This is a genomic window from Paenibacillus camelliae (assembly GCF_023715345.1).
GTDB classification, from domain to species: domain Bacteria; phylum Bacillota; class Bacilli; order Paenibacillales; family Paenibacillaceae; genus Pristimantibacillus; species Pristimantibacillus camelliae.
In genome coordinates, this window is the sequence record NZ_JAMBNY010000001.1 from 101,683 (window position 1) to 114,419 (window position 12,737).

Sequence of the window (12,737 nt, forward strand, 5' to 3'; positions counted from 1 at the left end):
AATACTGTCCAATCGTTTCAATATAGATTACATATAGCCTACTTTCGTCACATGACTTGTGCTTCGGATGTCATCGGCTGGTTTGATGGAGATGAGTAATATCTCAAATCGCAACCTATCCTTTTTAAATGATAATTTTCATTGTCAAAATTCCATTTGTTAATTATTTCAAAAGTTTTTCTTGACATCAGCTTTTTTAATCCATATAATCTCTAACAACAACATATTGAAATGTATTGATTAGAAATAGTAGAAGTAAGCTGAGCTTGCAGAGAGCCGTTGGTTGGTGTGAAACGGTAGTATCATTTACTTTGAACTCGTCTATGAACAGCTGCCTGAATCTGTAGGGTAAGCCGGAATTCCACCGTTAAAAGGATAGATGGTGTTGGCCATCGAAGAAGATTATTTTATTCGATGAATAAAATAAATTAGAGTGGTACCGCGAGTTAAAACTCGTCTCTATATAGAGACGAGTTTTTTTGTTGATTAAAGACCGGGTTTAATCAAACTCGCTTCACATAGATGCTTGTTATATTTCTATTGAGGGAGGGTTCTCCATGAGCCGAAAAATTATCGTCTTGGATACTACGCTGCGTGATGGCGAACAGGTTCCAGGTGCAAAATTAAATGTTAATCAGAAAATTGAGTTTGCTCATCAATTGAAAAAACTCAATGTAGATATGATCGAAGCAGGCTTCCCATCTTCATCGAAGGGTGATTTTCTAGCCGTTCAGGAAATTGCGAAGCAGGTAGGAGAAAGTGTGTCAATTACAACACTTGCACGTGCCGTAAAGAGTGATATTGATGCTGTCTATGAAAGCATAAAGCTTGCCCAGCATCCATTTATCCATATCGTGCTAGGCACGTCCAACATTCATGTTGAGAAGAAGTTTAATCGTTCGAGGGATGCTGTGCTGCAGATGGGGGTTGATGCGGTTCAATATGCCAAAAAGCTACTTCCGTATGTTCAATATTCTACGGAGGATGCATCGCGATCCGATTTCGAATATTTGTGGACTACCATTGAGGCTGTCGTTAAGGCTGGAGCGACGATCATTAATATCCCCGATACTGTTGGTTATGCTGTGCCTGAACAGTTCGGTGAGCTGATCTATAAAATTAATGACCGCTTAAAAAATTTGAACGATCAAGTGATGTTAAGCGTGCATTGTCACAACGATCTGGGTATGGCAACAGCCAATACTCTGAGCGCTATTAAAAACGGTGCAGATAAGGTTGAATGCACCATTAACGGCCTTGGTGAACGGGCTGGCAATACAGCGCTTGAAGAGGTGGTGATGGCACTTAAGGTGAGAGAAAACTTCTATCATTGCTACACCGATATTCATACAACGGAACTAAACCCTACCTCAAAAATGCTTACTCATTTGACAGGCCTTGATGTGCAAGTAAATAAAGCCATTGTAGGTGATAATGCCTTTGCCCATTCATCAGGCATTCATCAGGATGGATTGCTGAAGGATAAGCAGGTTTACGAGATTATGTCTCCAGAGGAGGTAGGCGTGGATAGCATGGAGCTGATCTTAACCGCGCGATCAGGACGACATGCATTTAAGAATGTGGTACAAAGAATTGGTTTTACGCTTAGTGATGAGGAAGCTGAGATGCTGTTTCCACAGTTTCTTGAACTAGCAGATGGGAAAAAAGAAGTGTATGATCATGACGTTTTCGAGCTAGTTAGTAAGCATTTTACTTCTACTACACAAGCAAATCACCGGATGTTCGAGCTAATCTCGTTTGAGGTTACGACGAATGATACGAATCCGTTTGCATCGGTTGAGCTGAAATATGGTGATCAACTGCTAAAAGGAAGCGCAGGAGGGAATGGCCCGATTGATTCGCTTTACTCGGTTCTGAAGGATATCGCCAAGCTAGATGTGAAGCTGAAGGATTACAAGATTTACAGCATCTCTAGAGGCAAAGAAGCGATTGGACGAGTAAATATCCAGATCTCATATGAGGACAAAACGTACAGCGGACGTGCGATGGATACAGATATTATTAAAGCGAGTGCGATGGCTTTTCTTAATGCATTAAATGCAGTAATGCTTGAGGAAACAACTAAGAAGGAAGATCATGATAAACAGTAGCAAGGCTATAGCTGTGACAAACTAAAGAGCATATCAGCAAACAGAAACAACCTTTAGATCGATGGTGAGGATGCACTCAAGTGAATGCTTGGGCGCATCTTTTTTATTCAATACGCACCAAGGACTATAGAAAACGATCACCTTATCTGCTTCACAGAATATTATCGGATGATTCGTGTAAACCTAAAAAAAATGCTAAGGGGAGTCTACGACATGCATCGCAAACAAAATTTGAAAATGAAAAAGGTTGATCTATCACATCTGGAGCAATATTCCCGTCTGTTGCGATATGTCTTTCAAGTTACACATAAGGAGCTTATGAAATCAGGCTGGGATGAGGAGGAGATCGTTCGCGCCAAATCACCGGTGCTGGAGCAAGCGGATGTTATCGGCTGGTTTGATGGAGATGAATTAATCTCTCAAGTCGCAACCTATCCTTTTCAAGTGAGAATTTTCAGCCAAACCTATGATATGGGCGGTGTAACGGGAGTGGGGACATTTCCCGAATATTCTGGTCAAGGACTAATGAACCGATTGCTGCTGCAGGCATTAACCAATATGCGAGAAAGAAACCAATCCATCTCCTACTTGTACCCATATTCGATTCCATACTACCGTCGTAAAGGTTGGGAAATCATATCTGACAAAATCGTATTTGAGGTTCAAGACTATCAATTGCCTAAAAATAGACCAGTACCAGGTGATGTCTCACGCGTTGACCCTGAAAGTGAGGACGTTATTAGAGCCTACGAACGATATTCACTCATCACACATGGAGCTATGCTTCGTAATGACCTTGCGTGGAGCGAATATTGGCGTTGGGATTCTGATGACTTGATGGCTGCTGTCTATTATAGCGAGGATGGAGAGCCAAGCGGCTACATATTGTACTGGATCGAGGATGAGGTTTTTCACGTCAAGGATATGATTTTTATCGATGAGGAAGCGCGTAGCGGACTTTGGAACTTTATTAGTGCGCATTTTTCTATGATATCTAAGGTAACCGGCAATATTCACACCGATGAGCAGCTGTCATTCCTGCTAGAGGATGCAGATATTAAGGAATCCATCTCGCCTTACTATATGGCACGAATTGTAGATATTGAGCAATTTATTGCGAAGTATCCGTTCAAGCCAGACATAACGGAACGGGAATGGACATTTACGCTCAATGACCCATTACTGTCATGGAACCAGGGGACCTTTACTCTACAAATCGATAAGAATGGTAAGGGTAGCATAACACGCTCTACAAAGCAAAATGAGGATAGCATCAGCATTCAGACGATGACGACGATGTTACTCGGATATAAACGTCCTGAATATTTGCGTAAGATTGGTCGCATAAAGTGCGCACCAGAAACACTTGATCTATTAGAAGATGCGATTGAGCAGCATACGCCGTATTTTTCGGATTTTTTTTAAGAGGCTGGTAAAACTATGATTAAGCTGTAACGATTCTAATGATGCTTTTAACGGGAGGTCGTATACGAGAATGACAGATAACAATAACAGTCTAGACAACAAGGTTGCAGTCATTACAGGTGCTGCTTCAGGGATAGGACAAGCGACAGCCATTGCTTTGGCGAAGGCAGGAGCTAAAATTGTACTTGTCGACCTAAATAATCGACGAGCGGAAACGACAGAGGAGCAGATCAAGCAGCTAGGTGGGGAATGCATCTTTGTCGATACCGATGTTGCCGATCCTAAGCGCGTTGAGCAAGCGATTCAACAAGCTGTAGATACATTCAAAACCATCGATATTGTGTTTGCGAATGCTGGTATCAATGGCACGGTTGCGCCAATCGAGGATCTTACACCAGATCAATGGGAAGAAACGTTAACTACAAATCTAAAAAGTACATTCCTTACGATTAAATATGCAATTCCACATATGAAGCAAAACGGTGGAAGCATCATCATTACGAGCTCGATCAATGGCAGTAGAAAGTTTTCTGGATTCGGTATGTCAGCGTACAGCTCCTCGAAGGCAGGGCAGGTTGCCTTTGCTAAAATGGCCGCACTAGAGCTAGCACAGTATAAAATACGTGTAAATGTAATCTGTCCAGGCGCCATTCAAACCAATATTGGTGAGAACACGTTCAAGCAGCCAGAAGTGGAAAAGATTCAAATTCCAGTTGTCTATCCTGAAGGAAGTCAACCGCTCGAGCACGGCCCTGGTAAACCTGAACAGGTTGCTGATCTCGTTAAGTTTTTAGCATCCTCGAGCTCAAGCCATATCTCTGGTACAGAAATCTTTATTGACGGTGCGGAGACGCTGCTTTAGAGCGCAGCTGCGATTGTTAAGCATCGATGCAATAGCTTAGCGTATTAGGAGAAAGAACAATCTTTTTAGAACTACTTTGCGGCACCCGAGTGGTGCATTCCTTATGCACCACTCGGGTTTTTAGCTTATGTACTAACGTTCGTCATATCGAAGTTATGACACTCATCATCTGCAGTTTCACTCCGCACATTGATATAATTAGGTGGAGAGAAGTGTACGGAATGGGGGAATGAATAATGCTGAACGGCAGCTTGAACATAGGTATATTTGGTGATTCCATCGGCAAAGGGATTTTGCTTCGCTCGGATTCCAATCGTTACAGTACATTGAAGATGGATCTGCAGAAGCTATTTGGCACTAGTGACGAGAAGCTTTCTATTCAAAACTATAGTATGATGGGAAGCACGGTAACGAAGGGACTCGCAGTTTTGGATCGGCATCTAGATAAAGTGAAGCACTTTAAAAATGTACTGCTAGAGTTTGGTGGCAATGATTGCGACTATAACTGGAAGGAAATATCGGACAATCCGCAAGCGAATCACGAATGCAATACGCCAATACCAGTATTTAATAAGAAATATACTGAGATGATCGCCAAAATCCGTGAGTGTCAAGGGAACCCGATTATGCTGACATTGCCGCCATTGGTTCCAGATAAATATTTTGAATGGATTTCTCGTAATCTGAATAAGGATCATATTCTGACATGGCTTGGAGGCGATGTGAACGTAATCTATCGTTGGCAGGAACTGTATAATGCCCAGGTTACGCGGCTCGCTTCACAGCTATCAGTACCACTTATCGATATTCGTTCGGCATTTCTTCTGAACCATGACTATCAAAATCTGATCTGTGAAGACGGCATCCATCCCAATGAAGCAGGATATGAGCTAATCTATAAAACCGTATCTGAGCAATATCGTCAAACGATTACTATACGCTAAATGAATATATGCAATATTAAGACTCCTCGTTATCGAGGAGTTTCTTCTTTATGATTGGATACCACAGGAAAATTGATCGATAAAATAAAAGGATAAAAATGTTATAATAGTGCAAGCAATGAAAGGAGTGATGTTGTATGTTCATCAATAAATCCAAGTTTCTTATTCTTATAGGGGATTACGTATTGTAATGTAACGTTTTTCCCTAATCTGAGAGGGGAAGAATAGTTGAAGAGAATTGAAGTGCCGGCTATAGAGATAGGAGAAATCACTGAACACTATTTCGGAAAACGAGTGGAATTAGAAAGAGTAACAAAAGGGAGCTCTACTTACGTATTTCGGATATTCACAGATCATCAAACGTTTTATCTTCGAATATTGCCAGAGCAAGCTGCTAGTTTCGATGCTGAGGTTAAAGTGCTTAGGCTTCTACGGAGTAAAGGAATTAACGTTCCTAACGTCATCTATTACGAACAGAGAAATCATCTCATCGGTTTATCTATTATGGTTACAGAAGAGCTATTAGGTAGTGATCTAGATCGGCCTGACTTAGAGATCGATCATGACAACCTCGCACAAATTCTATATCATGCAGGTGAACAAATCGCTCTAGTCAATCAGATTGAACTAAAGGGCTTTGGTGAGATTGATCGAGCTGTAAATGCTACACTGACTGGTGAGCACGAATCTATGCGATGCTACTACGAAGAGTTTTTAGAGCATGATCTGTCTATATTACATCATTATGGCTTACAGGATCATTCGATAAATGTGGTGAGAACTGCTTTAGAAGAAGGCTTCGAATTCATCAACGAACAAAGGGCTTATCTGGCTCACGGCGACTTCGATACATCGCATATATTTCAACATCACGGTGCTTATAGTGGAATTATTGATTTCGGTGATATTAAAGCGGTGAGCGCTCGGTATGACCTAGGTCATTTTAGAACTCATGATTTCTTAGGTGGATATGAAGCATTATTGTCTGGATATAACAATGTTAGGAAATTGTCGGAGCGAGACAAGGCAGAAATTACGCTCTGGGCACTATTTATCGCAGTAAGAAGGCTGGGCATGATTCATGGCAGACCGAAAGGTTTTTACCACGCTCATCTATCGCAATCTATAAAAACCACCATTACAGAATGGCAACGATTAGGATAAGGTATCGTGTAACAGCATATAGTTGACTTTTTCGTTACTTTCCGCTACAGTATTGAACAATTATATATTCTAAATGCGCCTGATCAAGACCATTTTGCTCCATGCATCGCTGAACAGAGAGGAAGTCCACCGGCTGAAAGACTTCTCGAAACGATTGAGCAAAGTCCCTATCTTGTGAGCAGTAACGATAAGTTATTCGCTATCGTTACCGGTTTAACTTGCCGTTATACTAATGAAGGACTAAAAGCAGTGTAATTGTGCTTGCTTTTCGTCGAACTAGGGTGGTATCACGACACATTCGTCCCTAACGAATGTGTCTTTTTTATTTTCTACCGATATTAAGCAATCCATAGGAGGGCTGGAAATGAAACAAAGCCAATTGTATTTTTCTACATTACGAGAAGCGCCAGCTGATGCAGAGGTAGTTAGTCATCAGCTAATGCTAAGAGCTGGCTTAATCAAGCAGCTAGCGGCTGGTATCTATAGCTATATGCCGCTTGGCTTACGTGTACTTAAAAGGATAGAGCAAGTCATTCGCGAGGAAATGGACCTTGCGGGCGCACAGGAAATACTAATGCCCGTCATGCAGCCTGCTGAGCTATGGAAGGAGTCAGGTCGCTATGATGTTTACGGACCTGAGCTGATAAGACTAGCTGATCGACAGCAACGAGAATTTGCGCTTGGTCCTACCCATGAGGAAGTCATAACTTCGATAGTACGTCAAGATATTAACTCCTATCGCAAGCTGCCAGTAACGCTTTATCAGATTCAAACGAAGTTTCGAGATGAACGTAGACCACGCTTCGGCTTGTTACGCACACGAGAGTTTGTTATGAAGGACGCCTACTCGTTCGATACGGATTGGGAAGGGCTAGACACGACCTATCATCGCATGTATGAGGCATATAACCGAATTTTTACGAGATTAGGACTAAATTATCGTGCTGTAGAGGCAGATGCCGGGGCAATTGGCGGAGAAGGAGGGACGCATGAATTTATTGCACTGGCTGATATTGGGGAGGACACCATTGCACACTGTGATCAATGTCAATACGCAGCGAATATTGAGCAAGCATCGGCAAAGGTTAACCCATCCGATTTTGTCGAAGTAATAGCTCACAGTCAGACAAGATTTAATGATGCACCGCTTGAAAAGCTTTATACACCTGGCATGAGCACAATCGAGCAGCTAGTGCAAAATCTTCGTGTTGACGCAAAACAAATCATAAAAACGATGCTGTTTATCGTTGATGGTCAGCCCGTTGCTGTCGTTGTTCGTGGAGATTATGAGGTTAATGAACTAAAGGTAAAGAATTATTTAAGGGCATTAACTATTAATCTAGCTAACGATCACGAAGTTGCAGCACATATATCCTCTGTTACTGGCTACGTTGGTCCAATCGGCTTAACCGTTCCAGTACTCGTTGATTATAGTGTGCTCGAATTAACGGACGGCATCCTAGGAGCCAATGAGCAAGACTACCACTATAAGCATGTGAACGTAAGAAGAGACCTAGACGTCACGCATGTTTCAGATTTTCGCAATGTTGTTGAAGGTGATACTTGTCCACGCTGTGAGGCAGGACGTTTACAGTTTAATAGAGGAATTGAGCTGGGACATATATTTAAGCTCGGGACAAAATACAGTGAGAGCATGTCAGCTACATTCCTTGATAAAGCCGGGAAATCACAGCATTTCGTGATGGGCTGCTACGGTATCGGCATATCCCGAATATTGTCAGCATTAATTGAGCAGCAGGTTGAAGGGGATGGGATTGTATGGCCAACAATTATTAGTCCATACCAGCTTCACATCATCCCAATATCCTACGCAGATGAGAACCAGCGAGAGCTTGCAGAACGAATGGCCACACCATTAGAGCAAGCGGGGATTAATGTGCTAATCGATGATCGAGATGAACGAGCAGGTGTGAAGTTCAAGGACGCGGATCTAATAGGTATCCCGTATCGTATCATTGTTGGCAAAGACGCTGCAAGCGGTAAGGTGGAGTGGATTGACCGCATAAACAATACTAAAGATTTGCTTGATGCCTCAGCCGTAGTGGAACGAATTAGCACTATCTACTCGGGCAGTAAAACGATATAGAAGCTATAAAACCATAGTAAATGAAGAATGCCGAAAAGCTTGAGCTTTTCGGCATTTTGATGTTAAGCATGATGATTAGGTCACGCGTCATGAGCATGATCATCATAGAGCGGATGTTTATTCATGTAAGCCAGTAACCTTAACCGGTCCTTGAGCAATAAGACGCGTCATAATTAGTGCCAGCTCTCGCGGTGATTGATGCTGACCTGATTCAAACCAATGCTGCAGTACACCGACATTGGCCGACGAGATAAATGCAATCAAGTAATCCTTTGGCACCTTAATATTCGAGGCTTGATCCTCTGGAATAAAGTCAGTAAGTTTATTAAATAATTTTTGCTGCATAAATTTCCTTATGCCCATTGCGAATGCAGGATCTCCCTTAGGGCCTAGCATTAGCTTACTAAAATCAGTATGCTCATACCAAAACTCGAGTATGGCAACAATTTTCTCATACGGCTCATCACGCTTTGCAGCTTTAAGCAGCTCATCGATTTGAATTTCATTCGCGAGTAATGAGAGCTCATCCATCAATTGTTGCTGACATTGTTGAAGCAGATCCGTTACATCCTTGTAATGAAGATAGAACGTGCCACGATTGATCTCAGCACGCATCGTAAGATCACTAACAGTTATTTTCTCCAGTCCTTTTTCCTGCATCAGTTCAACCAGTGCTTGGCGAAGAAGCTTTCTTGTTCGAAGCTTTCGCAAGTCTGTCTTTTTAGTCATCATTACATTCCTTTCGCAAATTTCTTAATACGAATTTATTTTTCAATCAACAGATAGCAATGAAAGTGTTGAATATTGAACATCTCGGCGATTTATTGATTATTGATGTTTTTCCTATGCTCATTATAATTGACAGTGTGATTAATAATCAACAACATGTTCATTAAATTGAAAGGATGGCGTTGGAATTGTCTTTATTGAAGCAGAAAATATTATGGATAGGTGGAGCTGCTGTTTTTGTCGCACTTATCATTTTTGGTTTAGCGATGATGGGCTCAGTACTAGGGGCAAAAGCTAAAGCATTACCGGTAGCTCTTGTCATGCTTGATCAGCCAGTGGATTTGCCAACGGGCGAAAAGATCGCATTGGGTGAATTAGTGAAGCAAAAGGTTACAGAATTGGATCAGCTACCAATTAACTGGATTACAATGGACTCCGAAAGTGATGTTCAAGCAGAGCTAGAAGCTCAAAACGTATATGGCGCCCTCATTATACCGGCTGATTTCAGCAGAGGAGTGTTGTCTATTCAATCTCCTTCACCTGTTCCTTCTACAATTAAGCAATATCTTAATGAAGGAATGAATAGTCAGGCTGCATCAGCAGTTAAAACTATGCTGAATCAAATGATGGATATGATGCAAAGCGAAATCTCTCAAAATCTATTGAGCCAAATAGGGGAACAGGCAGAGCAATTGCCTATCCATACTGCAAAAGCACTATTAACTCCGTTCCATATAGAGGAGATCGTCGTCCATGCTGTGGGCAGTAATAACGGTAATGGCACTGCACCAAATATTTTGACGCAGGTAATTTGGATTGGAAGCTTGATATGCTCTATTTTCCTATTTTTAGCTGTTAGAAATTGTCGACAAACAACCGACCGTAGATTCGCAGTTGTTACTGTACAATTAATTGTAGGATTGGTCTTAACTGCTGCTGCATCAGGCTTTACGGTTTGGATGGCCAATACTTGGTATGGAATGCATATAAGTAATCCTTTGCACGTTTGGTTGTTCTTGTGGCTTGTAGCTGCTGCTTTTTTCCTCCTCCAATCAGCACTGTTAAGCTGGATCGGTTTCCCGGCAATTGGTTTACTTGTGTTGCTTCTGTTCTTCTCGTTACCATTGTTAAATATGGCACCTGAGTTTATGTCGCAAACAACTCAAGACTGGCTATATTCATGGACTCCGCTTCGTTACGCAGCAGCTGGTCTAAGAACGATCATGTATTACGGTGGAGAAGGGATGTCATTAGCATATCGTGTCATGTGGTGCATTGCAGCCGTTGCAGCAGTAGTTCTACTAGCTTCAAGTGCTCGAAAGGAAAAGACTGATAAGCAGAAGACGGGGTTACTGTCGCTACCTACAAGTAAATAACAAAGGTTGTACGACAGCATACATGTAAATGTATTAAAAAATGAATGGACTCATAGAACTTGAACAAACGGTAGCTAGATTAACTTTGCTACCGTTTGTTAGTTGTGAGCAACAACACGATTAATAAAATTCTCTTGTGAGATAGAAGCATGGTAAACGTAATGTACTGCTGTATGGCTTACATGCGCATAAGTAAGGTATTAGTAATTGAATAAAATTACATATGAATGTATAATTATGCAATATTGAACATATGTATACCATGTTTGGAGGGAGAGAATGAAATATAATGTGTTTATCGACGGGCAAGAAGGCACGACTGGTTTAAAGATTGTTGAGGATTTATCAAAGCTAGCAAACATAGAGGTTATGCGCATAGATGCTGACAAGAGAAAGAACACAACGGAACGCAGCAAGCTGCTTAATCAAGCTGATCTTGTATTTCTATGTCTACCTGATTCTGCGGCAAGAGAATCCATCGAGCTAATTAAGAATACAGACACTAGAGTTATTAATACGAGTACTGCCTTCAGGACTGACAACGATTGGGTGTTCGGTTTGCCCGAGATTAAAGGTCAACGAGAGCTCATTCGAGCCGCCTCTAAAGTATCTGTCCCAGGCTGTCACGCCACTGGCTTTATCTTAACCATTCGACCACTCATCGATGCTGGCTTACTTCAAAAGGATTATCCAATATCGTGCTATTCACTAACGGGGTATTCAGGTGCAGGTAGAAGTGGGATTGAGGAATATGAGAATCCAGTGCACATAGCGTCAAAGCTTTTGCATGCTCCAAAGCATTATGCATTGCGGCTCGATCATAAGCACTTACCTGAAATGAGCATGTATGCTGGACTCTCGCATGAACCGCTGTTTACACCGGTTATCGCAAATTATCGGCAAGGGATGGCAATGACCATTCCGCTAATAAGCAGAATGCTACCGAAAAAATCCACTGCCCAAGAGATCCATGAGGCTTTAGCGGAGTACTATTCGTCGGAACCATTTATTCATGTCATGCCATTTCAATCTGAAGCATACCACGATCATGGAAGATTCGACATTACGGCATGCAATCATACAAACCGTTTGGAAATCTTCGTATTCGGCAATAATGACAACATCAATATCATATCTCGTTATGATAATTTAGGAAAAGGTGCATCGGGTGCTGCGATACAGAATATGAATCTTATGCTCGGTTTTGATGAATGCAACGGTTTAGTAAAATGATTGATGAATCGATGGCAGCCGGTGAACGTGGGCTGCCGTTTTATGTGATCATAGGCACATATGCTAACTATTCTATTTACTGTTAATGCTCTTGCAGCTATTTTTGTACAATATATCGATAGTGCAAGTTCTAATACGTTTATCTTAGCAACTAACAGTTGCAAAAGCTCTTCAACTAACGCTCGCTACAGCTTTATAGCTCAATTTGCTATGATGAAATTAGTATAATCTGATTCTTCAGAGTAAGAGAGGAGAGAGTATATGCTGGATTATAAAAAAATCGGCGAGAGAATTTTGCAATGTAGAAAGAATAAAAACATGACACAAGTAGAGTTATCTGAGATGCTCGGCATAAGTCATCAAGCTGTATCTAAATGGGAAAAAGGGATGAGTTTGCCTGATATTGAACAGTTATTACGGCTCACAAAACTGTTTAACCTGACGATGGAACAAATATTGTTAGGACATAGTGAAGGGCTAACGGATGAGAACGTCGTAAAGACTGAAATAACGAGTTCAGATTCGTCAGAGTTAGTATGGAGTGAAGTATTAAAAGTAATAGAAAAACAAATAAATGCACAAAGCTACAAGACATGGTTCCAAACTGCAACCGGAAGATTAGAAAACGAAACACTCATCGTTTGTTGTCCGAATCCATTTTCCATGGAGTGGCTTCAAACTAAATATTCCTTCCTGATCAGGCAAACCTTAGATGCTTTAACAGGGGGAGCCAATATTACTCTAGAATTTCAGTCGACTACACAAGTCCAGGTGAACTCACAATAA

At 41.5% G+C, this 12,737-nt stretch carries 10 protein-coding genes and 1 other annotated feature; of the genes, 9 read left to right on the top strand and 1 reads right to left on the bottom strand.

What is annotated here, in order from left to right:
- Positions 1 to 227 precede the first annotated feature (227 nt).
- Positions 228 to 464 (top strand) — a binding site (T-box leader).
- A gap of 93 nt (positions 465 to 557) precedes the next feature.
- The 6 genes from M3180_RS00495 to M3180_RS00520 all read left to right on the top strand — a co-directional run bounded on the left by M3180_RS00495 (position 558) and on the right by M3180_RS00520 (position 8,613).
- Entirely contained in the window at positions 558 to 2,111 is a 1,554-nt protein-coding gene (locus M3180_RS00495; RefSeq protein ID WP_251665265.1) for a 2-isopropylmalate synthase, read from the top strand.
- A gap of 213 nt (positions 2,112 to 2,324) precedes the next feature.
- Positions 2,325 to 3,536, top strand: coding sequence for a GNAT family N-acetyltransferase (locus tag M3180_RS00500; protein ID WP_251665266.1), 1,212 nt, complete (start codon positions 2,325 to 2,327; stop codon positions 3,534 to 3,536).
- Between the two features lie 70 nt (positions 3,537 to 3,606).
- Positions 3,607 to 4,398: an SDR family oxidoreductase gene (locus tag M3180_RS00505; protein WP_251665267.1), complete on the top strand. Its 792-nt coding sequence runs from the start codon at positions 3,607 to 3,609 to the stop codon at positions 4,396 to 4,398.
- 236 nt (positions 4,399 to 4,634) lie between these two features.
- Positions 4,635 to 5,342, top strand: coding sequence for an SGNH/GDSL hydrolase family protein (locus M3180_RS00510; protein ID WP_251665268.1), 708 nt, complete (start codon positions 4,635 to 4,637; stop codon positions 5,340 to 5,342).
- Positions 5,343 to 5,570: 228 nt separating this feature from the next.
- Positions 5,571 to 6,506, top strand: coding sequence for an aminoglycoside phosphotransferase family protein (locus M3180_RS00515; protein ID WP_251665269.1), 936 nt, complete (start codon positions 5,571 to 5,573; stop codon positions 6,504 to 6,506).
- 364 nt (positions 6,507 to 6,870) lie between these two features.
- A complete protein-coding gene (locus tag M3180_RS00520; RefSeq protein WP_251665270.1) occupies positions 6,871 to 8,613 on the top strand; it encodes a proline--tRNA ligase in 1,743 nt (580 codons plus the stop codon).
- A 117-nt stretch (positions 8,614 to 8,730) separates the two neighbouring features.
- Here the strand turns inward: M3180_RS00520 and M3180_RS00525 are convergent, their stop codons facing one another.
- The gene (locus tag M3180_RS00525) at positions 8,731 to 9,345 is read right to left on the bottom strand and encodes a TetR/AcrR family transcriptional regulator (protein WP_251665271.1); all 615 of its coding nucleotides are present in this window, start codon (positions 9,343 to 9,345) and stop codon (positions 8,731 to 8,733) included.
- Positions 9,346 to 9,530: 185 nt separating this feature from the next.
- Here M3180_RS00525 and M3180_RS00530 point away from each other — a divergent pair, with 185 nt between their 5' ends.
- The 3 genes from M3180_RS00530 (at position 9,531) to M3180_RS00540 (ending at position 12,737) form a co-directional block, all read left to right on the top strand.
- Positions 9,531 to 10,718 (top strand): YhgE/Pip domain-containing protein, encoded by a 1,188-nt coding sequence (locus tag M3180_RS00530; RefSeq protein WP_251665272.1) that lies wholly within the window; start codon positions 9,531 to 9,533, stop codon positions 10,716 to 10,718.
- A 279-nt stretch (positions 10,719 to 10,997) separates the two neighbouring features.
- The gene (gene argC / locus M3180_RS00535) at positions 10,998 to 11,951 is read left to right on the top strand and encodes an N-acetyl-gamma-glutamyl-phosphate reductase (RefSeq protein WP_251665273.1); all 954 of its coding nucleotides are present in this window, start codon (positions 10,998 to 11,000) and stop codon (positions 11,949 to 11,951) included.
- A gap of 261 nt (positions 11,952 to 12,212) precedes the next feature.
- Positions 12,213 to 12,737: a helix-turn-helix domain-containing protein gene (locus M3180_RS00540; protein ID WP_251665274.1), complete on the top strand. Its 525-nt coding sequence runs from the start codon at positions 12,213 to 12,215 to the stop codon at positions 12,735 to 12,737.

Bases quoted from the DNA above. Each gene is read 5' to 3' on its own strand.
- M3180_RS00505 (WP_251665267.1), top strand. From the start codon at position 3,607: ATGACAGATAACAATAACAGTCTAGACAACAAGGTTGCAGTCATTACA.
- argC (WP_251665273.1), top strand. From the start codon at position 10,998: ATGAAATATAATGTGTTTATCGACGGGCAAGAAGGCACGACTGGTTTA.
- M3180_RS00525 (WP_251665271.1), bottom strand. From the start codon at position 9,345: ATGATGACTAAAAAGACAGACTTGCGAAAGCTTCGAACAAGAAAGCTT.
- M3180_RS00510 (WP_251665268.1), top strand. From the start codon at position 4,635: ATGCTGAACGGCAGCTTGAACATAGGTATATTTGGTGATTCCATCGGC.
- M3180_RS00500 (WP_251665266.1), top strand. From the start codon at position 2,325: ATGCATCGCAAACAAAATTTGAAAATGAAAAAGGTTGATCTATCACAT.
- M3180_RS00495 (WP_251665265.1), top strand. From the start codon at position 558: ATGAGCCGAAAAATTATCGTCTTGGATACTACGCTGCGTGATGGCGAA.
- M3180_RS00520 (WP_251665270.1), top strand. From the start codon at position 6,871: ATGAAACAAAGCCAATTGTATTTTTCTACATTACGAGAAGCGCCAGCT.
- M3180_RS00540 (WP_251665274.1), top strand. From the start codon at position 12,213: ATGCTGGATTATAAAAAAATCGGCGAGAGAATTTTGCAATGTAGAAAG.